The organism is Streptomyces sp. NPDC060064 (assembly GCF_042736455.1).
Classification (GTDB): Bacteria; Actinomycetota; Actinomycetes; order Streptomycetales; family Streptomycetaceae; genus Streptomyces.
In genome coordinates this window covers 151,663-178,399 of sequence record NZ_JBHWWF010000018.1, presented here as the reverse complement: position 1 = coordinate 178,399, position 26,737 = coordinate 151,663, and the positions used below count along the sequence as shown (strand labels likewise).

Sequence of the window (26,737 nt, the reverse complement as noted above, 5' to 3'; positions counted from 1 at the left end):
CTCCCGTTGATAGCAATGCATCAACGACGCAGAACGCTCACGGTGACGCTCGTTGAAGACAGAGAAGAGAGGGGCTCAGGCCCCGTTGATAACGGGCGGCCCCTGGACGACGACGAGCCGGTTGGCGCGCAGGCGCTCGGCGATCGTGCGCTGCTCCTCGTTGGCGGGCAGTGCGAAGTACATCTCGTCGCTGTCCTGCGCCGCTCCGACGTCCTCCGCCGCCGCGAGGTCCGACGCGGTCAGCGCGCCGTCCCGGCCCGAGATGTAGCTGAGTAGTTCGGTGGGCGGCGTGCCCGCGTCGATCTGCCGGGCGATGGCCTTGAGAGCGTCCATGGTGGAGCGGCGGCTGCGCTCACGCAGGACGAGTGCGGGGGTGAGTCCCACCTGCGGGACGTCGAGGCTGCGCGGCTTGGCGCGCTCGACGGTCGGCGCGTAACTTCCCGCGCTGTGCGCGGCGTTGACCCAGCTGCGCAGGGCGGTGTGTACGGCGTCGAGGTGTTCGGGGTCAGTCACGTCCAAGGCGCCTTCCAGCACCTCGACAATCGTCTCGCGCACGGCGCCCGGCACATGCTGGGCCCCTTCGAGCATGCCTTCTTCGAGTTCCAGGCCCGCGCCGGTGGGGTCGGGGGCTGCGGTGAGCGTGCCGGTGGACGGGTCGAGCTGGATGGTGGCCCGGTGCGTGACGAGGTGCCGTTCCACCCGCTGCCCGGTGCTCGTCTGCCAGGTGAGCCGGCCCAGCCCGAGCACGAGTTCGTACGCCTCACCGAGGCCCGCGGCGTCCTCGTGCATCTTGTGCAGTCGGTCGTAGAGCCTGACCACGGGGTCGATCGCGCGGCGCCGCTCCGCCCAGGCGAGCCATTCCTGCTCCCAGGCGGCGTACAGCTTCTCGATCTTCTCCCGCCGGGGATGTTCGTCCAGCTCGTGGTAGGTCTTGTCGAGTGGGATGCCCCGGGACCAGTCGGGGAACTCGGGTTCGATGCGCCGGCGCAGGTGCGGGGCGCGAGGCTCCTTGAAGTCGCGGATACGGGTCTCGTCCACCCAGGGCGCGAGCAGGGGCTTGGGGTGCGGTGCGTCCTCGCGTTCGGGACGGGCGACCGTCAGCCAGGCCGGGTCGTCGCCCGCGAGGGCGCCGTCGATCATCACCTCGACGCCGTCGTCGCTCGGCAGTTCGTCGAACCACACGGCGCCGGCCGCGCCGTCGAGCGTGCGCACGGGGCGCGTCTTCGACTCCTCGGCCTCGGCGAGGAACCGGAAGATCTGCCGGACGCGTGCGGCGTCCAGCCCGTCGGCGGAGAGTTCCGGGGCGAGCGATCGGGTGGTCTGACGCCCGGGGCCGGTCGGCTGAGCCGGGATGGCGTCGAGCACGGCCGGTGCGGTCGCTCGCTGCCCGCCTGCGGCCGAGGCCGCGTGCCCGGCCCCCGTCGCAGGCTCCGGGGCCTCGTCCGGGTCCGCGAACAACGACTGCTGCCGCTCACCGAGCGGCACGGACTGATCGAACGCCATCGGCACAGGGCGCTCGCCGACCACCGTGGCGACGGTCGACGCCGTGCTGAACGTGACGCTCTTCCGGTCGCGCGCCGGGAAGCGGACCTCGATGTCCAGATCACCGGCGATGCCGGCCGGAATGCTGTAGGCCCACGTGGCGGAGACCCTGCGCCCCGTGCGCAGGGTGCCCTCGAGCTCGTCGTCGAGCACGTCACTGCGGTAGTCCTGCACCTGACGGCCCGTCTTGCCGTACGGCCCTCCCCGCACCAGCAGGGTGATGCCGTCGAGGTCGAGCGGCCGCCCGGTGCCGTTGCTCAGGTACATGGTGCAGCACACCAGGTCGTCACCCTGCCGGTACCCGTGGCTGTCCTCGGGGTCCGCCAGTGTGTACGGCACGACGTCGTCCACCCGCACGTACAGGCCGTCGTCGTACTGGTAGACAGAACCCACTGGCCGCAGACCGTCGCTCAGCCCGCGCTCATCCTGACTCACACGCCCACCCCACCACTGCTCCTGAGGGCCATCCGGTGGCCCGTCCGGTCATCCCGCCCCGACCACCACGAGCCCGATCGCGAGGCGCCCCCCGGCGCACGGACTTGAGTGTGAACTGAGCACACATCGCGAGCGTATCAGCAAACCCGGACACCCACCCCGCCCGTGGAGCCCAGTCCGCACAGATCGCCACTGATGAGTGATTACCGATAACCCCGACCGACCTCGACAACACCTTTGAGTCCGACGCACGGACGACAAAGGTGTTGACTTAGTTCACAACGCACGGCAGGCTGTCGCTGACGTCGCGCCAGAGGAAGGTAGGAGTGCCATGCACATGCAAGTGGTGGACGTATCGCCCCAGTTGGCGGCGCAGTGGCTCACCCGCAACACCAACAACCGGCCGCTCAGCAAGAGCACGGTGCAGCAACTGGCAGGTCAGATCCAGCGTGGGGAATGGCAGCTGACGCACCAGGGCATCGCCTTCGACGAGGACGACGTTCTCATCGACGGACAACACCGCCTGGCCGCCATCGTCAAGGCGGGCGTCACCGTGCCCCTGACCGTCACGCACGGCGTGCCGCGTACCGCGTTCACCGTGATGGACACGGGTCGTAAGCGCACCGGCCGGGACGCGCTGGCCCTCGCGGGGGAGGCCAACGCGACCCACCTGGCGGCAGCCCTGCGCGGACTGCATCTGTACCGCAATGCCCCCAACTCCGCGTGGAGCGGCGGATCGTCGGTCACCAGCAACGATCAGCTCCTGAACCTGCTCGGCGAACACCCCGGTGTCCGCGACGCCCTGCACCACGGCATCGCGCTGAACCGGGGATGCCGTATCACCGTCACGGCCGCGACGATCGGCTGGTACGTCACCAGCGAGGCCCGGCCCGACATCGACCAGTCCGACTGGGAAGCTGGGGTCGTCACCGGTGCCCGCCTGGAGCCGGGCGATCCGCGTCTGACGCTGCGCAACACCATGCTCAACCTGGCCCTGGGCAACGCGCACCGACGCCGCGACGACTCACGCGAGCACCTGCTCTACTACCTCAAGGCGTGGAACGCCTGGGTCGAGGGCCGCACGATCAAGCTGCTGCGCCGCTCCCCCAACGAGACGATGCCGCGCATCTCCAGCCGCTCCGCCCTCACCTCAGCGGACAACGGCGCCTGAAATGGCATAGGTTCAGCGCACAGTCGACCCCTTGGCACCACAGACACCGGACGGGGGCGGGCCGGGTCCGTGCACCCGGCGATTCAACGACGGCGCAACCGCGTTCGCCAGCGCCCGCCTGTCGGCCCGGCACCGGCTGGGCACTGTCACACAGGACACGATGAAAACCGAAAAAATGGGGGACTCACCATGGCCAGAACTCCGACTGATGCTGTCGACGCCGGTGGCCACGACGATGCCGACCGGAAGGTTGTCGAGCAAGAGCGGGCCGAGATAAGGGAGTTCATCAAGGGCCTGAGCTCGGACGATATCAAGTCGGGCAACTGGTTCACCAAGCTCAGCGCTCAGGCCATGAACTCCTACACCGCCAAGGTCGACGCTCAGTACTTCCAGGAGCGGTACGCGGGCGTACCCGCGGATGCCATCGTCGATCAGCGGATCAAGATGGCGGCTCGGTACGCCGCGCTCGAAGGCGGGCTCTCTGCCGGGGCCTACTCGGCGGCCGTCGTCGCCACCCTCGGGAGCCTTGGTGGTGCCTCGCCGGCGACTGTCCCGGCCGCCGTCGCGACCCTGATGGTCGATGTCGCGTTCATCACCCGGCTCCAGCTCCGCCTGGCATACGACATCGCAGTCCTCTACCGGGTCCCGCTCGACCTGTCCGACCCCGAGGACATGTGGAAGCTCATTCGAGTGGCCTTCACGATCAAGAGTGGGGAAGCGGTCCAGAAGAGCGTGGTCAAGGCAGTCCCGGCCGTAGTGCGGCCGCTGATCAAGCGCTTCTACTCCGGAACTGTACTGACCGCCACGAAAGGGCTCCCCGTCGTCGGGAAGCATCTCCTGCAGCGCAACGTCATCAAGATCGGTATCCCCTTGGTCGGCGTTCCCCTTGCGGTGGTGTTGAACCGCTATACGACGCTACTCGCCGGGCGGCACGCGCAGGCCGTCTTCCGGAACGAGGCGCGGGTGATCGAACTCGCCGAGAATCTGAGCAAGCGGAGTCAGCATCCGCAGTTGATGCTGTGGGTCGCATGGCTCGTCATCGGGGCGAACCGCAAAATCGCCGACGATGAGGCGCTGTTGATGCGGCACCTGGTGAGGCTGGTCCGGGATCAGCATCAGGTGGTCGATAGACAGCTTGCTCACCTTGTCGACATCGAGCCCGCCGAGGTGTGGCGGCGCATAGACGCCGAGCCGGGGGATCTGAGCGACATCCTCGACGCGGCCGACCGGGTGGCCGCAGTGGACGGTGACGTCAACGCGTCCGAGAGAGCCGTCATCGCCGAGCTTCGAGATCGCTGCCGCCGGGTCTGACGCCGTCATTGCCACTTCCCACAATGGCGAGGATCTGACGCACGAGTTGTGCCCTGCCGGCAGTCCCGCGGCTTGATTCGGATGTGCGCGCATGTGCAGAGCCTGCTGCCCGCGTCGGCCGATCGATGCCCGAAGTCCCCGCTTCCCTTCCCGACCGTCTGTCCCCCCGGCTCCCCCAGGCCATCCCTCTGTTCAAGGAAGTGTTCGTGAGCGCGATCGGCTCCGGCGGAAGAGTCCAGCCGGCTCGTCCCGGCGACCCCTCCCGCATAGGCCCCTACCGCATCGTCGGCCGTCTCGGCGTCGGCGGCATGGGCACCGTCCACGCCGGAGTCGCCTCCGACGGAATGCGCGTGGCGGTGAAGGTGATCCATCCCGAGCAGGCTCAGGACCCGGAGTTCAGGGCCCGGTTCCGGCGCGAGGTGGAACTGTCCTCCCGCGTCACCGGACCGCACCTGGTCCCGCTGCTCGCCGCCGATCCGGACGCGCTGACCCCGTGGCTGGCCACCGCCTACGTTCCGGGGCCGACACTGAACCAGCACGTGAGCGCGCACGGACCGCTTGCGGAAGGAAGCCTCTACGCCTTCGCCACCGCCACCGCACACGCGCTGGCCGCCATTCACGCTGTAGGGGTGGTGCACCGCGATGTGAAGCCGCAGAACGTCCTACTCACGCCCGCCGGCCCCCAGGTTCTGGACTTCGGCATCGCACACGCCGCCGACGGCACCAGTGTCACCCGTACCGGGGTCATGACGGGCACCCCCGGCTGGATCAGTCCCGAGCAGTACCGTCAGGGCACCGCGGGTCCGTCGGGAGACGTGTTCGCGTGGGCAGCGCTCGTGGCCTACGCGGCAACCGGCCGGCTGCCCTTCGGGGCCGGCGCGCCCGATGTGGTGGCCTTCCGCGTGCTGTCGGGGGAGGCCGACCTGGACGGCGTCCCCGTACCCCTGCGCCAGGCCGTGGAGAAAGCTCTGGCCCAGGAGCCGGCTGACCGGCCGTCAGCCGCCGAAGCCGCCCAGGAGTGCGCGGTGCTGCTGGCCGCTCAGGTCACTCGGGTGGCGAGGGCAGACGTGGTACCGGCGACGGCCGTGGACATGGTCACGGCCGTCTGGGAGGTGCCGGCCGCGGAGGACCCTGCTTGGAACCTGCCCGCTGACCGAAGCCGCTCGAAGATGCGGCTGGCCGGTACCGTCGTCCTCGCGGCCGGCGTCATCGGCGGCCTGACCGGAGGGGTGGCGGCGCTGCTGGGCGACACCGGGGGCGGCCGCCACACACCCGCGTCCACGGCCTCGGCGTCAGAGGCCTCAGTGTCACCACTCTCCTCGGCCGAAACAGGTCAGTCTTCGGCCGACGCCGCGAACGGGCACAAGACGGCGGAGCAGCAGGCCGCGACCGGCGGTGCGGCGAGTGCGGCGAGCTGGAAGCAGGCGCGAGCGGCACAGGGCGCGGGTGAGCACGACGTGGCGCGGGCGGTTCTGCACGACGAGGGGGTCGAGGCGCAGGAATTCGGCGACGGCGTGGACTTCGTTCCGGCGAATGTGCGGTTCCACGAGTCACGCCGGGAGGTGTACCTCTCGTACCGGCTGACCTCCGACGAACAGGGAACGATGTACGCGGAGACGGAGATCGCCAAGTCGATGTGTCTGACGCTGCGGGACGTTATTCTCCGCCTGCACCCGGACCTGCCGTACCGCACGTACGTCATGGTGAAGGAGGAGCAGGGCCGGGATCCCCAGGTGACGTGGCAGGACGATTTCGTCACCAACTCACAGTGCCAGTCGGCCGCCGACGACGGCACCGGGCAGGACCCGGACGGTTCGCAGGACTGGCAGCCCGACGAGGACGGTTTGGGGCAGGCGATGATCCCCAGCACCGACAGTGCGGAGATTCGGGTCGCGGACGGCGCCGCCAGGAAGATCATCGCGGGGACCAACGGGATGCGCCGGACGCTCGGCACCGATCGTGTGCTCGGCAACGCGCAGATCAAGGTGGGCTTCGACCCCTACAACTCCGTGATGTACGTCTGGTCGGACTACGCGCAGTGGAACGAACAGCAGGTCGAGTCCTGGGCGAGTCTGGCCGCCGGCGAGGCGTGCCGGGCTCTCGTGGGCGAACGGGAGAGCGCGGGGAGCGCCTGGCCGTACTCCCGCTACGCCGTGGCGGAGATCGGCGGGTCCCACTACATGATGATCCGTTCGGGCACTGCCACCACGCAGGCCGACTGTCCGGCCTGAGCAGCAGATCCGGACCGTGGCCGGGGTTGACCCTCGACCTTGTCGAGGGCTCAGAGTTCCGGGTGTGGAGAACGAGATGCGCAGCATCGGGGAAATGGCCCGGGACGGCGGACTGAGCGTGAGCGCGCTGCGGTTCTACGACCGTGCCGGTGTGCTGGTCCCCGCCTGGGTGGACCCGGTCAGCGGCTACCGCTGGTACGAGCCCGAGCAGCTGGAGGAGGCCCGGTTGCTGGCCCGGCTGCGCCGGGCAGGCATGCCGTTGGCCGACATCCGGCTCGTGCTGGCCGGCTGGGCGGGCCCGGACACGGACCTGGTGCGAGGTCTCCTTCAGGCGCACCTGCGCCGTCTCGAGCTGGGGCTGTCCGATGCCCGCAGCGAGTTCTCCACGCTCCGAGCTCTACTCGACCACAGGGAGACAAACCCCATGACCTCGCCCCACACCGCCACCGCCCGGCTGTCCGTCCCCGTGCCGGAGCTGGCCGCCGCGCTGGACGCGGTCCGTTTCGCCGCCGGTACCGACGCCGAGCTGCCGATGCTCGGCGGGATCCTGTTCGACATCGAGGGCGAAGGACTCCACCTCGTGGCCACCGACCGCTACCGGATGGCCGTCGCGCAAGCACACGCGACCGGACATGGCGGGCCCAGGACGCAGGTGGTGGTGCCCCTTCCGCTCGCCGACGCGATGCGGGCGCTGCTGACCGGCGAGGAGCCCGCCCGGCTCGCGGTGGACGGTGACAGCGTCGCGCTGGAGACTGGCGACCGGCAGACATCAGGACAGAGCCTCGGCCACGAGTTCCCCGACTACCGTCGCCTCGTCCAACTCCCGGCCGGTCGCCGGGCCCACGTCGATACGGCGGCCTTCCAGAAGGCCCTGGAGACCGGTCCGGTCCGCGCGAGCGAGACACGTGAGCAGGACGGCGAGCCGTACGACCTCAGTGTGCTCAGGGTGACGGAGAACGGATCCGTGATCGTGTGTGACGACGGTGACGACGATCAGAACAACGTGGCCGTCAACCGCGAGTTCCTGCTGCACGCGCTCACCGCCGGAGCCCGGGACGAGCTGATCCTGGAGCTGGGCGCGCCCACGGCGCCGCTCGCGATCCGCCGGCCCGACGACGAGGGCGCCTTCTCGCTCCTGATGCCGGTGCGGTTGGAAAACTAGCTTCCGTCCGGCGCAGCAGGTTCCCTCCGGCAGACAACTGCTGTGGGGCGCACCTTCACCGCGGCCGAACTCCTGCACACCCCTGCCCATTTGGGATGTTGCTGTCCCATACTTCACCAAGGGGCTGGTCCCGTATCTCGTCCGGGACCGGGGGGATGGGGGGACGATCCATGGCTGACGCACGTCTTCAGTGGCTCAAGGAAGCTGTTTCCGTCTTCGGCGCCGAATGCAAACAGAATCTGCTGGGCCCGGGTGACCGCGAGGCAGCCATCCGCAGCCCTCTGGAGCAACTGTTCCGCACGATCGCCGCGCATCATGCCCGCTCCGAGATCGGCTGGTACCCAGAGACCCGCATCCCGCACCTGGGAGTACGGCCCGACTACGCCGTACGCGTCGACAAGGACGTGACCGGCTACATCGAGGTGAAGCGGCCCGGGAAGAGCATCGATCCAGACTCCTTCACCGGTCACGACAAGAGGCAGTGGGAACGCCTGCGCGACCTCCCCAACCTGCTCTACACCAACGGCACCCACTGGCGTGTGTTCCAGTACGGCGCGCAGATCGGTGAGGAGGTCGTGCTGTCGGGGGCTTTGAAGAGCGCTGGGGAGAAACTGACAGCCGTCGACCTCGCCGCCTTCGACGCGCTGGCACAGGCCGTGCTCTGCTGGGACCCGCCGAAGATCCGTCGTGTTTCGGTGCTCGTCCAGCACATCGCTCCGCTGTGCCGCCTGCTGCGCGAGGCCGTACGGGAACAACTGCGGGCCGAAGCCGGGCTGAACGCGGCCGACTCCGCCGCCGACCGTCCTTTCACCGGCCTCAGAAGCGACTGGCGCCGGCTCCTCTTCCCCACCGCCGACGACGCGACCTTCGCCGACGGCTACGCCCAGACGGTCACCTTCGCGCTGCTCCTCGCCCGCACCGAGGGCATCCCGGTCACCGGCACGAGCTTCCACGAGATCGGCCGCCGTCTCAACGCTGGCCACGCCCTGATGGGCAAAGCCCTGCAACTGCTCACCGACAACGTCAACGAGCGGTTCGAAGTGACCTTGAACCTCCTCGCCCGTACCGTCGCGGCCGTCGAATGGGAGACCATCCGGCAGGGCAACCGGGACGCCTACCTCCACCTCTACGAGTCGTTCCTCTCCGTCTACGACGACAGCCTCCGCCAGCGCAGCGGCTCGTACTACACCCCGCACCAGGTCGTCGAGGAGATGGTCCGGCTCGCCGAAGAGGTACTGCGCACCCGCCTGGGCAAGACGCGCGGCTACGGCGACGAGAGCGTGCACATCGTCGACCCCGCGATGGGCACCGGCACCTACCTGCACACCGTCATCGAGCGGGTGGCGCGCCAGGCGGCCGAGCGGCACGGCGACGCCATGGCACCCGACGCGATCGGCCGGCTCGCCCAGCGACTGTACGGCTTCGAGCTCCAGATGGGCCCGTTCGCCGTCGCCGAACTCCGCGCCGCCGACCTGCTGAAGAAGCACGGCGCCCCACTCCCGCCGGGCGGACTCAACCTCCACGTCACGGACACGCTCGACGACCCCTACGTCCAGGAGGAGCAACTCGCCTCGACGTACGCGGCCCTCTCCGTGTCACGCGCCCGCGCCAACCACGTCAAGGCCAACGTCCCCGTCACCGTGGTCATCTCCAATCCGCCGTACGACGACAAGGCGGAGAATCGCGGCGGCTGGATCGAGAAACGGGTGAAAGGTCAGGGCCGTCCTCCCCTGGACGACTTCCGGTATCCGGGCAACGGCCGTTACGAGCACGCGCTGAAGAACCTGTACGTCTACTTCTGGCGCTGGGCCACCTGGAAGGTCTTCGACGCCCATGCGGACGACCGGCACGGCGTCGTCTGCTTCATCACCCCGTCGGCGTTCGCCACCGGTCCCGCCGGGCGGGGCATGCGCGACTATCTGCGCAGGACGTGCGACGAGGGGTGGATCATCAACCTGTCACCAGAGGGGCAGCGGTCGGACGTGGCCACCCGCGTGTTCCCCCATGTCGCCCAGCCGTTGTCGATCTGCGTGTTCGTACGGCGGGCGGATCACGACCCCGGCCGCCCGGCGCGCGTCCACTACCGGGCTGTGCAGGGCAGGCGGGCGGATAAGTTCGCTCAGCTCCGGGCGGTGAGTCTGGATGACGGGGGCTGGCGGGACGCGCATGCGCGGGGGGTGCGACCGTTCACTCCGGCCACCTTGTCAGGGTGGGACGACTATCCGGCGCTGGATGACGTGTTCCCGTGGGGCAGCCTTGGCATCACGTCGAACCGGTCCTGGGTGAGCTCTCCTTCAGCAACGGTTCTGGTACAGCGCTGGGCTCGTCTCACCGGTGAGACGAGCCCCGAGGCCAAGGCCCACCTGTTCAAGGAGACTGACAGCCGCAGTCTCGACGCCCGGCCGGCGAGCCTGCCGGGGTTCACACACCCCGACCGACCCATAGGTGATGAGCCTCCCACCAGCCCACGGCTTCTACGGATCGGACTACGAAGTTTCGACCGCCAGTGGCTCATCGCGGACGGCCGAGTCATCGACCGGCCCCGGCCCGACCTGTGGGAGTCCCTGCGGCCCGGGCAGGTGTTCCTCAATCAGCAGAGCAGCCATGAGATAAGCAGCGGTCCCGCGCTGGTGGCGACCGCGCTGTTACCGGACACGCACCACTTCAACGGCCGAGGCGGAAGGGTGCACCCCCTGCTCCATCCCGACGGCGGCGCCAATGTGCCCACCGGACTGCTCCGGTACCTGGCCGGTGCCCTCGGCATGGACGACCTGACCGTGCACGACCTCGCCGCCTACGCCGTAGCCGTCGCCGGACACAGTGCCTTCACGGAGCACTTCGCCGAGGAACTGCTCACCCCAGGTGTCCGGTTGCCCCTCACCCGCGACCCGGTGCTGTGGAGCGAAGCGGTCCGCGTCGGCCGCGAGTTCCTGTGGGCGGCGACCTACGGCGACGTCGGCCCCCCTCCGGCCGGGCAGGAGCCGGGCCAGGAGAGCGTCGCCTTTCCGGTGGGCGACCCACGGCAGGTGCGGTACGAGACCGGGATCGACTCCACCGTGCCCGACACGCTCGCCTACGACGCGGAAACCGGCACCCTGCGGGTGGGTCCGGGCACCTTCACCGGTGTCCCGCCCGAGGTCTGGAACTACGAAGTCGGCGGGATGAACGTCGTCAAGAAGTGGTTCGGTTACCGGAAGGCCTCCCCCACCAGCCGGAAGACGAGCCCGCTCGACGACATCCACGTCACGTCCTGGCCGAGCGAGTGGACCGAGGACCTGATCGACCTGCTGTCCGTCCTGCGGCGGTTGGTCGACCTCGCACCCGCACAGCAGGCGCTCACCACGAAGATCGTGGGTTCGCCGGTCGTCACGGTCGCCGACCTCACATCGGCGGGCGTGCTCCCGCCGCAGCCCGGGGCGACTCGCGCCCGACGCCGCGTCGTCCTGGACTTCGGCCAGCCGGACGAGTCATGAGCGGTCGGCGCCCGTCTCACCCGTGCGGACGTAGGACTTCGCCTGCTCCAGGGTCCATGTCCCCTCCGCGAGTCGTCTCAGGGCGAGCCCGGCGGGGCGGGGCGCCGCGCCCGTGGACACGGTGTCGGCGAAGGACGCCACCGCGCTCAGGCGAGCCGTCAGCTCGTCGCACTCCGCCGCGCGCAGGGCCGCCGCTCCGAGCGGGGTGAGCGCGAGGGTGCCCAGGTCGCCACCCCGTCGCTCCACCAGTCCGGCCCACAACAGGGTCGGCAAGGCGTCCCGGATCTCGTCCGTGTCGAGGTCGCGAGCCATGTACGACTCCGGTGCCCTTTCGGGAGCCGGGAGGTCACACAGATCCAGTTCCTGCAACAGGTGTTGTTGAAGCGGCGAGAGCTGACCGCTGGGAACGAGCATGACCCCAGTATGGCCCGCGCCATGTGTTCCACCGTTCCGATACCGAGGTGTTGATGATGCGATGCGCGACACTCAGACCGTGAGCGCGGCCAAGGTGGCCATGATGCCGGACGGGACTGCTGTCCCCGGCGGCGACGAGGTGCTCGGCCAGAAGATCCCGTTCGACCGGGCGCGTTGGCTGCCTCTCCTGCCCGGCCCCGACTGGTGGCCCGCGGAACTCGACGACTGCCCAACGGTGGCCGGCCGCCCCAGGGTCGACCGCAGCACGGTCTTCGGCATCGCCCGGCGCTCGGACACCGCCGAAGGCCGACGGCACCTTCTGACCGCAGCCCTCGTCTGGGGCAGCGGGACCAGAGCCCAGTCGGTCTCGCGGCGCGCACGCGTCTTCGCGGAGTCCTTGCCCCGGGACATCGACGCGCGCCTGGAAGCCGCGTTGGGCATCCTCCAGGAGGAGGGGGCCGTCGCGGCGTACTACGCATTCAACAATGACCACCGGATCAGGTTCCTGGGCCCGGCGTTCTTCACCAAGGTGCTGTACTTCGCCGGTCACGAGCGGTGTGCGGGGGTGTGGCGTCCGCTGATCCTGGACCGTTTCGTCGCCCTGGCGCTGCGGGAAGCCGACACCGGCGAGAAGTGGCGCGGAGGAGGCTGGACCACGCCGCGCTACAGCCGGTACCTGGCTCTCGCCCATGACCACGCACAACGGGCGGGAGTCCTGCCGGACCAGATAGAGGCCGCGTGGTTCGTCCAGGGCAGGCGACTGGCCTGATCCGGGCGGCGGCGTCGAGCCCCGCCGTGGAGGCTCTGCCCGGCAGGTGGGCCGGAGGCTGGACTGTTACGTCCCGTGAGCCTGGTGGTCGGTATTCGGCGGGACGTGCCCATGAATGAGGATCTCCGCCCAGACCGTCTTCGTGTACGCGTCGCGGACCGTGCTTCCCCAACGGTCGGCGTAGGACTGGACGATGAGCAGTCCGCGGCCCGACGTCTCGTCGGCGGCCTGTGGCGTCACGGGCGGCGGAGGCAGGCGCTCGGGGCGGGTGTCCGTCACCTCGACGCGGAAGCGGTCGGGCAAGAGGAGCAGCGTCAGGCGGAAGTCCCGGCCGGGGAGGCTGCCGTGGCGGACCGCGTTCGAGGCCAGCTCGGCGGTGACGAGAGCGACGGCACGGGCAGGGTCGGAGTCGTGCGGGAGGCCCGTCCACTCGGTGAATTGCTGGACGGCGAGTTGGCGGGCCAGGCGGGCGCCGCGTCTCGTGCCACTGAAGCGCAGGGTCAGTTGGCGGGCCGGAGCGTGAGGCGGCTTCGCCTCGTCGGTGAGCTGATGGTGGGTCACGGTGTCAGCGTGACGGGGTGAGCGGCCCGCTGACCAGGTACGACGGCCGTACGTCGTCCTCGTCGTACGGAGTGGGCGGTCGGCCGTGGGCTTGGTTGTACGGGGCTTGTACGGGCGTTGTACGGGTCCGGCACGTGTCCCGGTTCCCGCCCGTCGCGTTGGACATGGACCGGTGGCGAGCGCGGCCGTGGGCGGGGTGCGGAGCGGGACGGAAGGGCGTGGGACTGTGAAGACGGTACGGGACGTACGGGACACGCAGACGGGGCGGGGCGCGAAGACGAAGGACGAGAGGCCCGATGTGCCGGGCGTGTGGTCGGCGTACGGGGTGCTGTTGCAGTACCTGCGCAAGCGGGCCGGGTTGAACCAGCAGCAACTCGGCGACGCGATCGGCTACTCGCTGGAGCAGGTGGCCTCGGTGGAGCAGGGGCGACGGCCGGCGAAGGCGGCGTTCACGGCGGCGGCGGAGCGGGTGCTGGAGGCGAGCGGGGTTCTGGAGGCGCTTCAGGGGGAGGTGGATCGGGCCAAGTTGCCTCGGTTCTTCAGGAACTTCGCGCTGATCGAGGCGGAGGTGGTGAGCCGGTTCTCCTACGATCCGCTGCTGGTGCCTGGATTGTTGCAGACGGAGGCGTACGCGCGGGCTCTGTTCGCCGGGCACTGCCCGCCGCTCAGCGAGGAGATCATCGAACAGCACACGGAGGCGCGGCTGAGCCGGCAGAGGCTGGTGACGCGGGTGCCGCTAGCGGAGTTGTCCTTCATCATCGCGGAGGAGGCACTGCGGAATCCGGTGGGCGACACGGAGGTCATGCGTGGACAGTGGCAACACCTGTTGGAGGTGGGCACGTTGCGGAACGTGGAGGTCCAGGTCATGCCTGCCGCGTGCGGGTTCCACTCCGGTCTGAACGGGCCGTTCGTGGTTCTGGAGACCAAGGAGCACCAGCACCTCGGCTACATCGAGTCGCAGGAAGTCGGGTGCGTCGTGCATGATCCCGCAGAGGTCAGCGCCTTCGGGTTGCGGTATGGCAAGCTGCGATCGCAGGCTCTGAACGGCGTCGAGTCTGCGCGGCTCATCGAACGGCTGGTGGGAGAGACATGAGCGTGGAGCAGGTATCCGAGAACGTGAGCGGGCTGCGCTGGTTCAAGAGCAGCTACAGCGGGTCGGGCGGTGGCGACTGCGTGGAGGTGGCCGCCGGCCTGGAGGGCGTGTACGTACGGGACTCGAAGGCCGTGGGTGGCGGGCCGGTACTGCGGATCGGCCGGGGCGAGTGGGCGGCGTTTGTGGCGCTCACGGTGGAGTAGGGCCGGGCGCGGCTTCTGAGCGCAACAACGGGCTCGCTTGTGTGACCTGGGGTGACGGGAGCGAGCCCGTTGTCATGCTGTCGGCTCAGAACAGGGCGCCCTCGGTACCCTCACCGAAATCCGACCCACCTCGTGCGGCCAACTTCTCCTTGCGCTTGCGGATGGCTTCGGGAGACGGCGGGGGCAGCTCGGGGTGCTTCTCTCGCACCTTCTTATCCGTCACACCCTTGTGCAAGCCGAGGTGAACCTCGTCTGCGTACGCCTGATGGTTCAGCTGACGCAGGCGGTCGATGATCTCGGTGCGGGCCAATAGACCGATGGTGTAGCGGACGCCCTGGTCGGTCTCGTGGAAACCGTGATCGAGGGGAAACGTCTCGTGAGTCGGATTGATGGGCTGCGTCCGCCTGGTCTCATCCAGCAAGTCATGCCAGCCATACGCCTCGACGGTGGCCCTATCAATCTCCCGGTGGATACGGCGGAGTTCGACGATGTCCTCGTCGTGACAGTTGGGACTGTGGACCAAGTTATAGGTGTCCGTAAGACCGATGCTACGTGCGAGCATCAAGTCACGTCGGCAGGCATCGAGTTGCACTCCGACACTGTGGAGATAGGAAGTGAACTCGGGTCGGACTAGCGTCTCAAAGACGTCGGACGGACTGTAATTCAGGTCAGCCTTCATGGTTGAACTGCGATCAAGAGCCCACCAATAGTGAGGCGCACTGGAAAGAAATGAGAGGAGCCCAAAATCTTCAGAGACAAAAACGGCAAGCTTATGCGAAAATACCTGATTTGTTGAGACCATCGCCGGCATCACAACTTTACTCACCAGCGCCATCACAATTACGCGACGCATCGGCTTTAGCGCCGCACGTAGGCCAGGAGCAAGCTTTTCATACTGCCACCACTTCTCGCGCGTGGCGCGCTTATCATCACCCAGTCGATCTCGCTGCGGCTTCACCAGGTCACGAACCCTAGCTAGCGCTCCTGGATACTGCTCGACATCCGCCAAAGACCGGTCCCGGAAATCAATAATCATTCGACTAGCTGTCGAGGTGGGACTGTTATTAAGATCTTGCCCAGTAAGATATCGAAACAAGACATCCCGCGACGCGGGATCTTTAGCGGCCATTTCTCCCGCCTCCTGCTCCGTGAGCACAAAACCAATCCCATTGACGAAGTTGCCAATATAGGCACAACCTGCGCTTCGAGCCAGCTTTGCCGACCATGAGGATTCGCGTGACTGCGGGTTGAGCGACGAAGTGATTCCGTTTGGCACTATGGCGCCATCAAGAATCCGCAGAGCCTCATGTCCACTCCCACGCTGACTAGTCCACACCGCACAATACTCAAGAACTGCTGAACTCGATGGCCACGGCGAACTCTTGACAGCTCTGCGAATTTCAACGCCCATGTCCACGATCTGGTCGAGTCCAACCTCTCGCGTATCCCCCTGAGCCAGGGTGTTTGTGGCGATTAGCCCCGTCCCCCCTCTGAGATTTAGCAGATCATGCGCACGCAGCTCAAAATAGGCCACCAAATCTGCGTTGCCCCGCCTGCCACCAGCGAGGTAGTCAACGAGGTATTCACGGTACGCCTGCCCGAACGGGGCGGTTAGCTTCTTCCCCCCTAGAAAAGGCGGGTTCCCCACAATTGCATCGAAACCAGCGCGAAGCGAAAACACCTCCGGAAACACCAAAGGCAAATGCACCGGCCGCCGCTCCAACGCCCCCTCCGGCAGTTCAGCCCCCAGCCAGTCCTCCGCCGTGGCCCGAGCCTCGCGCACCACCTCGGAGTCGTCCTCGACCCCGTCCTCCATGATCCGCTGCACGATCCACGCAGCCCGCGGGAACAGATCCCTGACCCGCTCCCCGCCCTCCTCCTCATACCAAGGCACCCGCCCCGAAGCACAAGTGGCCAGCGCCGCCCCCGCGATCAGGTCGCCCACCAGCCGCAGCCGCCGCGAGTGCCGGTTGACCTCCACCAGCCGCTCGCGCTTCTCCTGGAGCGCAGGCAGGTCCACTCCCTGAATGGCTGTGATGGCCAACCGCTCCCGCGTCAACTGATCCACCAACTCCCGCGCCTGCTCGGCCAGGACGTCGGTCTGCCCGCTCGGCTTCATGTGCACCGACTGGATCTGCTCCATGTTGTGCACGCCGAGCAGCGAGTCCCCCGCCACCAACCGGTCGTCCAGGAAGGTGAACGGTCGCCCCGGGTCCATCGACACCAGCCACAGCGACAGCTTGGCCATCTCCACGGCCATCGGGTTGATGTCGACGCCGTACAGGCAGTGCTCGATGATCTGGCGTCGTGCCTCGACGACCACCGGGTCCTGCTCCGCGTCCGCCGCCGTCACCGCGTCCACGGCCCGGCCCGCCCGGTACGCCATCGCGTCCGCGCGGCCCTCGGACTCCCACGCCTCGATCAGGCGGTCGCCCAGGTAACGGCAGGCCGCGACCAGGAACGCCGCCGAGCCCATCGCGATGTCCGCGACCTTGAGGTCGAGGATCTGGTCCGCCGACTTCAGGCGCCACTCCCCCGTGTCCGCCGTCTGGAGCGGGCCCGGCTCGTACACCAGCGGCTCCAGCGCGTGCAGCACGACCTCCTCCGCCAGGAAGCGGGGCGTGTAGTGCGTGCCCGTGTTCTTCCTCAGGGAGGACTCCGTGACGTACAGCGCGCCGTTCGGAATGACCGTCGGCAGGCCCCGCAGGTCGTCTCGGAGGATGCCGACGAACGGCAGCAGCCGTTCCGTCAGCGCCGGGTCCTTCGTCACCGCGTTCAGCCGGCGCCGTGCTTCCGCCCCGTCCTCCGTGCCGAGCGGAGCCAGCTTCTTCTCCAACTGGCCCGCCGTCGCCGGGGGCTTCGGGTCCTTCCACTTCTCGTGGACGGACTTCGCGAGCGTCTTCACGGAACCGCCGGCCTTCGCCGCCAGCGCCTCCAACTCCCGCAGGGTGACCTCGTGTTCCAGGCCCTCGGGGCCGATCAGGCCCACCATGTGCTCGGTGGCCCGGCGTCCGTCGAACGACAGCAGGCCCTCGTACACGTAGCCGATCTGCTCGACGTCCAGCGCGCGGAAGCTGAGTGTGCGGACCTCCCGGTCCTTGCCCTTGCCGACGCGGACCTCCTGCACTGCCTGGAGCATGTGCAGGACCGTGCGGTCGTCGATGGGCAGGAGCGGGGTGGTGCGCTCCAGCCACGGGTACTTGTCCGGGTCGAAGATCGAGCCGTCGTACGCCGGGAGGTGGAAGCCCGAACCCGAGTGGTCCACTCCCCCGTGCACGGCGTGGAAGAGGGCGATCAGGCGGTGCCACGCGGACGTCGTGTGCTCCAGCGACGTCTCGCCCTCCTCGTCCGCCCGCGCCTTCAGCTCGTCGCGCAGGAAGCGGGCGGAGTAGGAGCGGGCGTACACCTCGTTGTCCGCCGGGAGCAGGCCGCGCTCCTCCGCGAACAGAAGGAAGACGACACGCATCATGACCGCCACCGCGCCGCGGTAGACCTCACCCGAGCTCACCCCGGACGCGTGCAGGCCCGGTGCCCCGTGCTCGACCGCCCGCACATCCGCGCGCCCTATGGCATCCACGAGGAGTTCGACCGCCTGGCGGACCTGGACGCCCAGCGCCTCGGTGACGTCCTCGCCCGCCGCGAGGCTGGCCTTGAGCAGGCCCACCAGCGTCTCGGCGTCGTCGTACTCGAAGAAGCGGCGGCGGCGCAGAAGGGACACGAACGCGCGGACGACGTTGCGCTCGGCCCGCTCGTTCCAGCCGATGGAGTCGAAGACGGCCGTGGTCGTGACGCCGCCGAGGGGAGCCCAGACCAGGCACCACCAGCGGCCGTCGGTGACCAGGCCGAGCGGTACGCCGTGGTGGCGCAGGAGGCGGGCCAGGCGGTCGGCGGGGGCCGCGGACCAGTCGCCGCCACCGCCGACGCGGGCCGTGGGCGCCGTGCCCGCCGGGACCGTCAGGCCGAGTAGGCGTACGCGCTTGGCGGCCGACTCCGCGTCCGGTTCGACCGCGAGGTCCGTGCCCGGTTCGACCAGCGCGAAGTTGGGGCGCACCTCGGTGTTGTGCTCCGCGACGCGCAGGGTGAGGCGATCGAGGCCGTGGTGCTCCGACTCGCCCTGGCGGAACGCCAACGCGTCGTCCCAGCCCAGCAGGCGGCCCAGCACGTAGGCCACCCACTCGTCGCGGCCCGCCGTCGTGTCCGTCTGCCAGTCGGCGTGGCGGGCGCGGAGGCGGGCGCGCTCGTCCTTTTCCAGGGCGTCGAGTTGGGGCCAGGCGCGCAGGAGGACGGGCATGGTCAGGAAGGGGCCGGAGACCTCGGTGAGGTCGAGCCACTCCTGGTGCTGCCTGCGGCCGTCGGCGGCCTGGGCCTTGGCGGCGGCTACTCCGGAGCTCACGGGGCGGCGGGGGCTCATCGGCGGGCTTCCTTTGCGGGGATCACGAAGACGACGGCGGCGGGGAAGAGGTGGGAGCGGGGCTCGCGGTAGCGGGCGGCGATGGCGGCGAGTTCGCGTTCTCGTTCCGCGGGGAGGCCCTTCAAGCGGTCGTCCCAGCGGCGGCGGTCGTCCTCGAACTGGCGGCGCTCGTGGCCGGTGAGCTCGTGGGTGGACAGCAGCGCGAGTTGTTCGCCCTCGCCGTCACCCTCCTCCTTGAGCTTGGCGCGCAGGGTGGCCTCGAAGCGGTCGAGGGTCGCGGTGATACGGCGTTCCTCTTCCGTCCGTCGGTCGGCGAGCCTGCTTTCCAACTGGCGGCCGAGTTCGCCGGCGCGGGCCTCCAGGGACCGGTAGAGGGGGTCGCGCAGCCTCGGCCAGGCCTCGGTGAGATCCCTGCGGAGGTGCGGGGCCGCCTCGACGCCCTCGGTGAGTGCCTGGGAGAGGACCCTGCCCTGTTCGTTCACCGACTCCCAGCGGCGGAAGCGGCCGGTGTCGCCGAACCAGCCGCCCGCGTACAGCACTTCCTCGTGCAGGCGGGTGCCGTCGGTGCCGACGAGGACGTACCGCGCGTACGCGGAGACGAGGGTCGTGGTCACGGCCGGATCGTCGGACACGACGGCCGTGACGCGGTGGAGGCCGATCAGGTCCGCGTTCCAGACGGCGGCGGTCAGCAGGCGCGTGGAGAGCGCCACGAGCGGGTGCTTGAGGTGGGCGAGGACCACGTCGTCCCTGCCCTGGGCGGCCACCGCCGGGGAGAAGGTGAGCGGGCGCTGCTCGCCCTCGCGGAGTTTGTGGGCGAGGCCGCGGGTGGCGCGCTCCCAGCTGCCGGACAGGGGCTGTACGTCGAAGAGGTCGCCCGGCTCGAAGTCCTCCGCCCGCAGCGTGGACGGCAGCAGCGGCGGCTGGTTGTCCAGCGCCAGCGCGGTGTCCACGACGCGCTTGACGTTGCCGGGCGTGAGGCCGAGCGCGCTCACCGTCTCGTCGTACTGGTCGGCGAGCCGCTTCGTCTGCGCGGTGACGTTCTGCTCCGGCGCGACCTCGCCGCCCGTGCGGCGGCCCTTGATCGGCTTGGGCTTGGCGTTCTCGATGTCGACTGGTGCGGTGTCGCCGGTCATCCGGCGCTGTACGGCGTCGGCGAGGACGGCGTTGACGGAGCCGAGGTCGGCCTCCATGCGCGCGACCTTCTTGGCGATCCGGGAGAGGAACTCCAGGTCGGCCTCGTACGAGCCGGCCTGCGCCTGCTGCCAGCCGGAGCCGATGAAGTGGGTGATCTCCGGGTCGTGCTTCTGGCCCCAGCGGTCGATACGGCCGATGCGCTGTTCGAGCTTGTTGGGGTTGAAGGGGATGTCGTAGTTGATCAGGCGGTGACAGTGGTTCTGGAGGTCGATGCCCTCGCCGGCAGCGTCGGTGGCCAGGAGGATGCGGACCCTGCCCTCGGCGCGGGACGGCTCGGTCTGGAAGCCGAGGCGGATGCGCTCGCGCTCCTCGGCGGACAGGCCGCCGTGCAGGCGCTCGACGCGGCCCCCGTCGGTGAGTTCTTCCTGCTGGAGGAGGTCGTGGAGCCACTTCTGGGTGTCGCGGTACTCGGTGAAGACCACGACCCGTTCGTTGGTCCACTTCTTGCCGTCGGGGCGGCAGACGGCCTTGAGTTCGGCGATCAGCGCCTCGGCCTTGGAGTCGGGCGCGGCCTCGTGGGTGAGTGCCCAGCGCTCCATCTCCTGGAGCAGGTCCAGTTCCTGGCCGTCCTCCGCCGGGGTGAGCGAGGTGGAGCGGGTCAGGGCGTCGTCCTCGGCGTCGACCAGACCCGTGTCGTCGAGGTCGGCGACGAGATCGGCGAACTCCTCCAGCCACTCAGGGACTTCGGCGGCTGCCGTGCGGCCGCGCGCGGGGCCCGTGTCCTCCAGGTGGGAGAGGTAGACCTGGACGGTGTGGAGGAAGGCCGCCGGGGAGGAGAACAGCCGCTTCTTCAGCAGCAGGGTCACCAGGTCGGCGGCGCGGCGGCCGCCCCGGGCCTTCGGGGTCAGCTTCCCGCGACGCAACGCGGCGAAGGAACCGAGCAGTTGGTGGATCTCGCGCTCCTGCTGGGTGTAGTCAACCGAGAGATCGCGGATCAGACGGTCCCGGAAACGGCGCGTCACACCGTCCCGCTCCGTGATGGTCGACTTCAGACGACGTACGACCGTGTCCTTCAGTGCTTCCTTGTCGGGGTCGACGCCGCGTGCGAAGCGCTGGTCGTCGATGAGTTCGAGGAGCGCCGTGTAGGACTCCGGGTAGCCGTTGTGCGGGGTGGCGGAGAGGAAGAGCCGGTGCTCGAAGTGCGGGACGAGGCGCCGGATCAGCTTGGTCTGCTGGGAGTCGACCGCGTACACCTGCTTGGGCGCGGCGGGCGCGACGTGGTGCGCCTCGTCGAGGACGAGCAGGTCGAAGAAGCGCTTGTGCTCGCCGTCGGAGCTCTCCTCGGGGGCGCCGATGACCTCGTCGAGGAGGCGCTGGGCCTTCTGGCCCCGCAGCCAAGGCAGGGAGACGATGGTGAGCGGGTGGACGCGGAAGGGGTTGGCGGCGGTGCCGTGGGTGCGGCGCAGGCGGGCGCAGTGCTCGGAGTCGACGATGGTGAACTCCAGGCCGAACTTCTCAGCCATCTCGTCGCGCCACTTGAGGGTGAGGCCGGCGGGGCAGACGACCATGGTGCGGCGAGCCCGGCCGCGCAGCATGAGTTCCTGCACGACGAGGCCGGCCTCGATGGTCTTGCCGAGGCCGACGTCGTCAGCGAGGAGGAGGTTGACGCGGGGCGCGCCGACCGCCCGGGAGACCGGCTCCAGCTGGTACGGCTCGACGGCGACGCCGGAGCGGAACGGGGCCTGGAGGGTCCTGCCGTCGGCGGAGGCGACGGCGGACCAGCGGACCGCGTCGAGGAACGCGGCGAGGCGGTTCGGGGAGTCGTAGGAGCCCGTGGAGGCGTCGGGCAGGGAGCCGGCGGGCAGGACGCGGCGGCCGGGCTCGACCTCCCAGATCACGGAGAGGGTGTCGCCGAAGCGGCCGTCGGCGACGGACTGGAGGTGGACCAGGGTCGCGGGGCGCCGGGACTCGTCGCCGTCGGAGGCGGCAGGGGACGGCTCGACGCGGGCGACCACCCAGGACTGGCCGCGCACCTCGACCAGGTTGCCTTCTTCGGGGAGCGGCTGCGCCCCCGTCCGCTCGGTCTCGCGCTGAGCTGCTGGCGTCATGGGCGCTGTTCCCCTCGGTGTTCACCTGCCGTCGTCCGTAGACAGTGTCCCGTGTCCTGTCTCCCCTCCGGAACGACGCGACGGCAGGCTAACACGCGCCGTAGTCTGTGAACAGAGATTACAAACTATCGAGTCCGCAGTTCGGATCCGGCGGTCCTCAGCCCATGCGGCGCAGCCGCTCCAGCAGCTTCCGGCTCCGTCCGTGCCCGGTGTCGGACTCGGGCAGGACCGTCTCCTCCTCGTCCACAAGGCGGCGCAACAGCTCCTCGGCGGCGTGCCGTTCCCCGGTGCGGATCAGCAGGACGGCGATCTCGTAGCGGGTGTCCAGCACGGCGGGGTTGCCCGGCCCGAGCAGGCTGCGCTGTTCGGCGAGGACGGACTTCAGCTCGTCCAGGGCCTCGCGGGTGCGGCCGAGCGTCCCCGCGCACAGGGCGGCTCCGGCCCGGGCGGCGAGCGTGCCCGCGCGGTCGAGGCCAGGGACGGCCATCAGCTCGCGGTACTCCTCCAGAGCGCGGGCCGGACGTCCTGCCCTGCGCAGGGCGGCCAGCTCGACCAGCCGTGGGTGAGCGGGCGTGGCCCCGACGGGAGCCGGTCGGGGCGCCCAGGCGGCGAGCAGGGCGGCCACCTCCTCGGCGGAGGCGGGCCGGTCCTCGGGCTTCTTCTCCAGCAGCCGCTCGACCAGTGTCCGCAGGCCGTTCGGTACGCCGGGGCGACGGTCGGCGAGCGGCGGGACGGGGTCGTTGGCGTGCCGGTGGTACAGCATGAACGGGCTGGCGTCCGTGAAAGGGGGCGCGCCGGTGAGCAGTTCGTACAGGACGCACCCCAGCGAGTACAGGTCGCTCGCGGGCACGGTCCGTCCGACGGCCTGTTCGGGCGCCATGTAGACGACCGTGCCGGGAGTGGCGTTGGCAGCGGTGAAACGGGTTTCGCCCGGCTGGGGCTCCAGAGCCGCGGCGACCCCGAAGTCCAGGACCTTGATCTCCCCGTCGGGGGTCAACATCAGGTTCGACGGCTTCAGGTCGCGATGCACGACCCCCTGACCGTGGGCGTAGGACAGCACCTCGGACGCGCGGCGGGCCACGTCTGCCGCCTGCTCGACGCGCAGGGGGCCATCGTTCTTGAGGACGGCGTCCAGGGCCCAGCCCGGGACGAGATCCATGACCAGATACAGCTCGCCCTCATGGTTGCCGTGGTCGTGGACGGCGGGGACGCCCGGGTGCCGCAGGCGGCCGGTCAGGCGGATCTCGCGCAGGAACCGGCGCTCCAGCGTGCTCAGTTCGGCACCGCGGCCGCGCGTCGCGAGGAGCTTGACGGCCACCTCGCGGTCATGGTCGCGGTCGTGGGCCGCCCAGACGACGCCCATCCCGCCCCGGCCCAGCTCGTGCGTCAGCTCGTACCGTCCAAGGCTCCGCCGCATCGCGCCCCGCCCCCAGTTCCGGCGCCTGCCGCGCCCGCCGCCTCCCACGGCCGGGAGCCTCACGGCACCCCCGCCGACCGGGCCATTCTGTCACCGGTCACGAGACTCCTGTGCTGCACGTGACCAAAAAAGTGCGGGCTGCAACCATCGGAGCGCCCTCGCCGGAACCCGGTGACCCTGTCGTTCACAGGGGCATTGGGCCCTGCGGGATCAGGAAGGGACGGCGCGGGTCCTCGGGCGGAGTCCGCCTGACGGCCAACCCGGGATCCGGCTCCGGCAGGTGGGGCGCCAGCCCGGCGTAGACCTCGGCCGCCGACGCGGGACGGTCGTCCGGCCGCTTGGCCAGCAGGGCCGTGATCAGGTCCTGGAGATCCCCGGGAACACGCACCCCCACGTCGGCGACGAGGGGCGGGGGCGAGGCGAGATGGTGGGAGGCCAGGAGCGCCGGCTGATCCGTGGGGAAGGGCGTCTCCCCGGTGAGCATGTGGTGCAGCAGGCAGCCCACGGCGTACAGGTCGCTGCGGCCGTCGAGTCGGTCCCGGCCGGCCAGCAGCTCGGGAGAGGCGCAGATGAGGTTGCCGACGCCCTCGCCGGTCGTCGTCAGCCGCGGGTCGGTGTCGCCGAGCAGCTTGACCAGGCCGAAGTCGAGGATCTTCACGACGCCGTCGCGGCGGACCATGACGTTCTGCGTCTTGAGGTCGCGATGCACCAGGTCGGCCGCGTGGACCGCGGACAGCCCCGCGCACAGCTGGGCGGCGACTGCGGCCGCCGAGGGCACGTCGAACCGGCCGTCCTCCTGCTGGTCGAAGAGGTACTCGAGCGTGGTGCCGTCGATCAGTTCCATCACCAGGCAGCACGTGTCGTCCGTGATCGACGCGTCGAAGACCGTGGCGACGTTCGCGTGGTCGAGGCGCGCGGCCGCCCGCGTCTCCCTGCCGAACCGTGCGAGTGCGGCGTCGCGGCTGCTCGCCACGGCCAACAGTTCCGTGGCGACGGTCTTCACCGCGACGGGCCGGTCAAGAGGCAGATCGCGTCCCTGCCACACGTGCCCCATCACTCCGCGGCCCAGGATGGACTCCAACCGATAGCGGTCGTGGATCACCATTCCCGGCACGGGACTCCACATATTTGCCGACCTCCACATTCCCTACACAACAAGATGGAACGTACACGCTGTGAACAAAGTCAATGAGGGTAGTAGCCTTCCCCGCATGAACGGCCGCTGGGAACGCCGACCAGTCCAGCCGCCAAGTACCTCGGAGACTGAACCATGAGTGCCCATGACGCCGTCCCCGTCAGCCTGGCCGAGATCGCCCGGATCGCCGGCGTCGGGCGAGCCGCCGTGAGCAACTGGCGCCGCCGCCATGACTCCTTCCCCACCCGGATCGGGGGAACCGACGTCAGTCCGCAGTTCTCGCTGGCAGAGGTCGAGCAGTGGCTGCGGGACAACGGCAAGCTGAGAGACATCGGCGGCCGGGAACTCCTCTGGCCGCGCTTCGAGGCACTCGGCAGTCGGAACGAGTCGGGGCTGGCCATCGCCGAGGCGGCTCGCCGGATGCGTTCCTCCAGGGCTCGGATCGCCCATCCCGAACTCTCCGCGCAAGCCCGTGACCTGGTGGCCCAGGCGGCGCAGGTGGGACGGGAAGAGGGACCGCGTGAGACCTTCGAGTTTCTGCTGCAACGGTGGCTGGAGACCCATGTCCGACAGCTCAGCACCACGCCGCCGCAACTCGCCGCGCTGATGGCCCGGATCGCTCTCGCCGTCCGCCTCGGTCCGGCACAGGGCGGACTGACCCTCCTCGATCCGGCATGCGGCACGGGACACCTGGCCGCCGCGGCAGTGCAGGAGTACGACAGCTCGGGGCTGGAGGTACTCGCGTGTGAAAGGGACCCGGCGCTGGCCGCGTTGACGGCCGGCCGGCTCGCGTTCCTGGCGGAGGACCGCGACATCCGGACGCGGATCGCCACCGCCGACTCACTGCGGGACGACCCCTTCGCCGGCGCGAAAGCCGACATCGCACTGTGCAACCCACCCTTCAACGAACGCGACTGGGGCTACGAGGAACTCGCCACCGACCAGCGCTGGACGCACGGCCTGCCCCCTCGCACCGAGCCCGAACTGGCCTGGGTGCAGCACCTGCTGTCCCACCTCAAGCCGGGCGGGGCCGCCGTGGTCGTCCTTCCGCCGGCCGTCGCGTCACGCAAGGCGGGCCGCCGTATCCGCGGCTCGCTGCTACGCACCGGAGCGCTCCGAGCGGTCGTTTCCCTGCCCCCTGGCAGCGCCCAACCGCACAGCGTGTCATTGCAGTTGTGGATCCTCCGGGCGGCACCGGACGGCCCTGCAGCCGCTCCCCCGAGCCAGAATGCCCTCCTGGTGGACGCCACACATTTCGCCAGGTCAGGAACGCGCGAGCCGAGCCCCGACTGGGACGGCCTCGGTTCGTTCGTACTCACCGCGATGGCGACCCTCGACCAAGTGGACCAGGAGCCGCCGAAGGGCGCCGTGTGTGTCCCCCTGCTCGACCTTCTCGACGACGAGGTGGACGTCACTCCGGGACGCTACACCGCGGCGACGACCGAGCCGTCCGGTAAGGAACTCGTCGGCAAGTGGGACGAGTTCGGGTCGTTGCTGACCGAGCTGGCCGATCATGCGCGGCGTCTGTCCGCACTCGATTTCCAGGCCGGGACTTCACAGACCACGACGACGGTGGGGGACCTCGTCAAAGCCGGGGCACTGACACTGCGCGTCGGCCAGCAGCCGCCGGAGTCGGCCCCAACGGCTCGCGGGGACGCCGTACCGCTCCTCACCATCGCCGACCTTCTGCACGACGGCACTCCCAGCGGCATGGTCTCCACCGGCTCGGCCCCAGCCATCGCCGAGGAGGGCGACGTCGTGGTTGCCGGCGTGGCTCGAGCCTTCAAGGCATGGGTCCACGAAGGACCGCCGATGGCCCTGGGCCCTCAGCTCTACATGCTGCGGGTGGATGCGGAGAAGCTGGAAGCCCACTTCCTCGCCGGCTGTCTGTGCGCGCCGGCCAACGGGCGCCAGGCGGGGACCCACGCCTCCAGTTCGTCCAGGGTCGACATCCGGCGTCTCCAGGTGCTCCAGTTTCCCCTGGAGAAGCAGACGGTGTTTGCCGAGACGTTCCGTCGCCTCCGGGCCTTCGAAGAGCTGCTCACCGCAGCTGACAGTTCGGGCAAGGGGTTGGTGAGCGACATGAGTGATCGACTTGCGGCAGGCGGGCTGACCACCTGACCTTCTCCCGCCGGGGCGGCACACAGCGTTCCGGCTCCCCCTGGGG

General features: G+C 69.4%; 17 protein-coding genes. 9 read left to right on the top strand and 8 right to left on the bottom strand.

All coding sequences use genetic code 11. From position 1 onward, the window contains the following. Positions 1-75: 75 nt before the first annotated feature. A complete protein-coding gene (locus ACFWDI_RS22395; protein ID WP_385306281.1) occupies positions 76-1,977 on the bottom strand; it encodes a hypothetical protein in 1,902 nt (633 codons plus the stop codon). 331 nt (positions 1,978-2,308) lie between these two features. Between ACFWDI_RS22395 and ACFWDI_RS22390 the strand changes: the two genes are divergently transcribed. The 5 genes from ACFWDI_RS22390 (at position 2,309) to ACFWDI_RS22370 (ending at position 11,325) form a co-directional block, all read left to right on the top strand. After that, positions 2,309-3,148 carry a hypothetical protein gene (locus ACFWDI_RS22390; protein WP_385306279.1) on the top strand — a complete coding sequence of 280 codons (840 nt, stop codon included), beginning with the start codon at positions 2,309-2,311 and terminating at the stop codon, positions 3,146-3,148. Between the two features lie 189 nt (positions 3,149-3,337). Beyond that, entirely contained in the window at positions 3,338-4,459 is a 1,122-nt protein-coding gene (locus ACFWDI_RS22385; protein ID WP_385306278.1) for a hypothetical protein, read from the top strand. A gap of 206 nt (positions 4,460-4,665) precedes the next feature. Next, positions 4,666-6,690, top strand: a complete 2,025-nt coding sequence (locus ACFWDI_RS22380) for a serine/threonine protein kinase (protein ID WP_385306277.1) — start codon at positions 4,666-4,668, stop codon at positions 6,688-6,690. Positions 6,691-6,766: 76 nt separating this feature from the next. Beyond that, positions 6,767-7,852, top strand: coding sequence for a MerR family transcriptional regulator (locus ACFWDI_RS22375; protein WP_385306276.1), 1,086 nt, complete (start codon positions 6,767-6,769; stop codon positions 7,850-7,852). 170 nt (positions 7,853-8,022) lie between these two features. Continuing rightward, a complete protein-coding gene (locus ACFWDI_RS22370) occupies positions 8,023-11,325 on the top strand; it encodes a type ISP restriction/modification enzyme (RefSeq protein WP_385306275.1) in 3,303 nt (1,100 codons plus the stop codon). Here ACFWDI_RS22370 and ACFWDI_RS22365 read toward each other — a convergent pair. Continuing rightward, on the bottom strand, positions 11,320-11,739 hold the full coding sequence (locus ACFWDI_RS22365; RefSeq protein WP_385306274.1) for a hypothetical protein: 420 nt from the start codon (positions 11,737-11,739) through the stop codon (positions 11,320-11,322). The genes ACFWDI_RS22370 and ACFWDI_RS22365 overlap by 6 nt on opposite strands. A 61-nt stretch (positions 11,740-11,800) precedes the next feature. On the opposite strand from ACFWDI_RS22365, the gene ACFWDI_RS22360 reads away from it, so the two are divergent. Further along, a complete protein-coding gene (locus ACFWDI_RS22360) occupies positions 11,801-12,508 on the top strand; it encodes a hypothetical protein (protein WP_385306273.1) in 708 nt (235 codons plus the stop codon). A gap of 66 nt (positions 12,509-12,574) precedes the next feature. Here the strand turns inward: ACFWDI_RS22360 and ACFWDI_RS22355 are convergent, their stop codons facing one another. Continuing rightward, the gene (locus tag ACFWDI_RS22355; RefSeq protein WP_385306272.1) at positions 12,575-13,069 is read right to left on the bottom strand and encodes an ATP-binding protein; all 495 of its coding nucleotides are present in this window, start codon (positions 13,067-13,069) and stop codon (positions 12,575-12,577) included. A 4-nt stretch (positions 13,070-13,073) separates the two neighbouring features. Beyond that, positions 13,074-13,235: a hypothetical protein gene (locus ACFWDI_RS22350; RefSeq protein ID WP_385306270.1), complete on the bottom strand. Its 162-nt coding sequence runs from the start codon at positions 13,233-13,235 to the stop codon at positions 13,074-13,076. Positions 13,236-13,295: 60 nt separating this feature from the next. On the opposite strand from ACFWDI_RS22350, the gene ACFWDI_RS22345 reads away from it, so the two are divergent. Continuing rightward, the gene (locus ACFWDI_RS22345; RefSeq protein WP_385306268.1) at positions 13,296-14,162 is read left to right on the top strand and encodes a Scr1 family TA system antitoxin-like transcriptional regulator; all 867 of its coding nucleotides are present in this window, start codon (positions 13,296-13,298) and stop codon (positions 14,160-14,162) included. After that, positions 14,159-14,365 (top strand): DUF397 domain-containing protein, encoded by a 207-nt coding sequence (locus ACFWDI_RS22340; RefSeq protein ID WP_385306266.1) that lies wholly within the window; start codon positions 14,159-14,161, stop codon positions 14,363-14,365. Before ACFWDI_RS22345 ends, ACFWDI_RS22340 begins: the two co-directional genes overlap by 4 nt. A gap of 85 nt (positions 14,366-14,450) precedes the next feature. Here ACFWDI_RS22340 and ACFWDI_RS22335 read toward each other — a convergent pair whose 3' ends face one another. The 4 genes from ACFWDI_RS22335 to ACFWDI_RS22320 all read right to left on the bottom strand — a co-directional run bounded on the left by ACFWDI_RS22335 (position 14,451) and on the right by ACFWDI_RS22320 (position 24,540). Next, positions 14,451-18,776, bottom strand: a complete 4,326-nt coding sequence (locus ACFWDI_RS22335) for an Eco57I restriction-modification methylase domain-containing protein (protein WP_385306264.1) — start codon at positions 18,774-18,776, stop codon at positions 14,451-14,453. Beyond that, a complete protein-coding gene (gene drmD / locus ACFWDI_RS22330) occupies positions 18,773-22,018 on the bottom strand; it encodes a DISARM system SNF2-like helicase DrmD (RefSeq protein WP_385306263.1) in 3,246 nt (1,081 codons plus the stop codon). The genes ACFWDI_RS22335 and drmD overlap by 4 nt, the downstream gene beginning before the upstream one ends. A 157-nt stretch (positions 22,019-22,175) precedes the next feature. Further along, positions 22,176-23,435 (bottom strand): protein kinase, encoded by a 1,260-nt coding sequence (locus ACFWDI_RS22325; protein ID WP_385306261.1) that lies wholly within the window; start codon positions 23,433-23,435, stop codon positions 22,176-22,178. A gap of 184 nt (positions 23,436-23,619) precedes the next feature. Continuing rightward, positions 23,620-24,540, bottom strand: coding sequence for a serine/threonine-protein kinase (locus ACFWDI_RS22320; protein ID WP_385306260.1), 921 nt, complete (start codon positions 24,538-24,540; stop codon positions 23,620-23,622). Between the two features lie 165 nt (positions 24,541-24,705). Here ACFWDI_RS22320 and ACFWDI_RS22315 point away from each other — a divergent pair, with 165 nt between their 5' ends. Continuing rightward, positions 24,706-26,691 (top strand): N-6 DNA methylase, encoded by a 1,986-nt coding sequence (locus ACFWDI_RS22315; protein ID WP_385306258.1) that lies wholly within the window; start codon positions 24,706-24,708, stop codon positions 26,689-26,691. Positions 26,692-26,737: the final 46 nt, after the last annotated feature.

Coding starts and splice junctions, on each gene's coding strand:
- ACFWDI_RS22385 (WP_385306278.1), top strand. CDS start 3,338: ATGGCCAGAACTCCGACTGATGCTGTCGACGCCGGTGGCCACGACGAT.
- ACFWDI_RS22360 (WP_385306273.1), top strand. CDS start 11,801: ATGCGCGACACTCAGACCGTGAGCGCGGCCAAGGTGGCCATGATGCCG.
- ACFWDI_RS22390 (WP_385306279.1), top strand. CDS start 2,309: ATGCACATGCAAGTGGTGGACGTATCGCCCCAGTTGGCGGCGCAGTGG.
- ACFWDI_RS22325 (WP_385306261.1), bottom strand. CDS start 23,435: ATGCGGCGGAGCCTTGGACGGTACGAGCTGACGCACGAGCTGGGCCGG.
- ACFWDI_RS22370 (WP_385306275.1), top strand. CDS start 8,023: ATGGCTGACGCACGTCTTCAGTGGCTCAAGGAAGCTGTTTCCGTCTTC.
- ACFWDI_RS22365 (WP_385306274.1), bottom strand. CDS start 11,739: ATGCTCGTTCCCAGCGGTCAGCTCTCGCCGCTTCAACAACACCTGTTG.
- ACFWDI_RS22350 (WP_385306270.1), bottom strand. CDS start 13,235: ATGTCCAACGCGACGGGCGGGAACCGGGACACGTGCCGGACCCGTACA.
- ACFWDI_RS22315 (WP_385306258.1), top strand. CDS start 24,706: ATGAGTGCCCATGACGCCGTCCCCGTCAGCCTGGCCGAGATCGCCCGG.
- ACFWDI_RS22320 (WP_385306260.1), bottom strand. CDS start 24,540: ATGGTGATCCACGACCGCTATCGGTTGGAGTCCATCCTGGGCCGCGGA.
- ACFWDI_RS22375 (WP_385306276.1), top strand. CDS start 6,767: ATGCGCAGCATCGGGGAAATGGCCCGGGACGGCGGACTGAGCGTGAGC.
- drmD (WP_385306263.1), bottom strand. CDS start 22,018: ATGACGCCAGCAGCTCAGCGCGAGACCGAGCGGACGGGGGCGCAGCCG.
- ACFWDI_RS22340 (WP_385306266.1), top strand. CDS start 14,159: ATGAGCGTGGAGCAGGTATCCGAGAACGTGAGCGGGCTGCGCTGGTTC.
- ACFWDI_RS22335 (WP_385306264.1), bottom strand. CDS start 18,776: ATGAGCCCCCGCCGCCCCGTGAGCTCCGGAGTAGCCGCCGCCAAGGCC.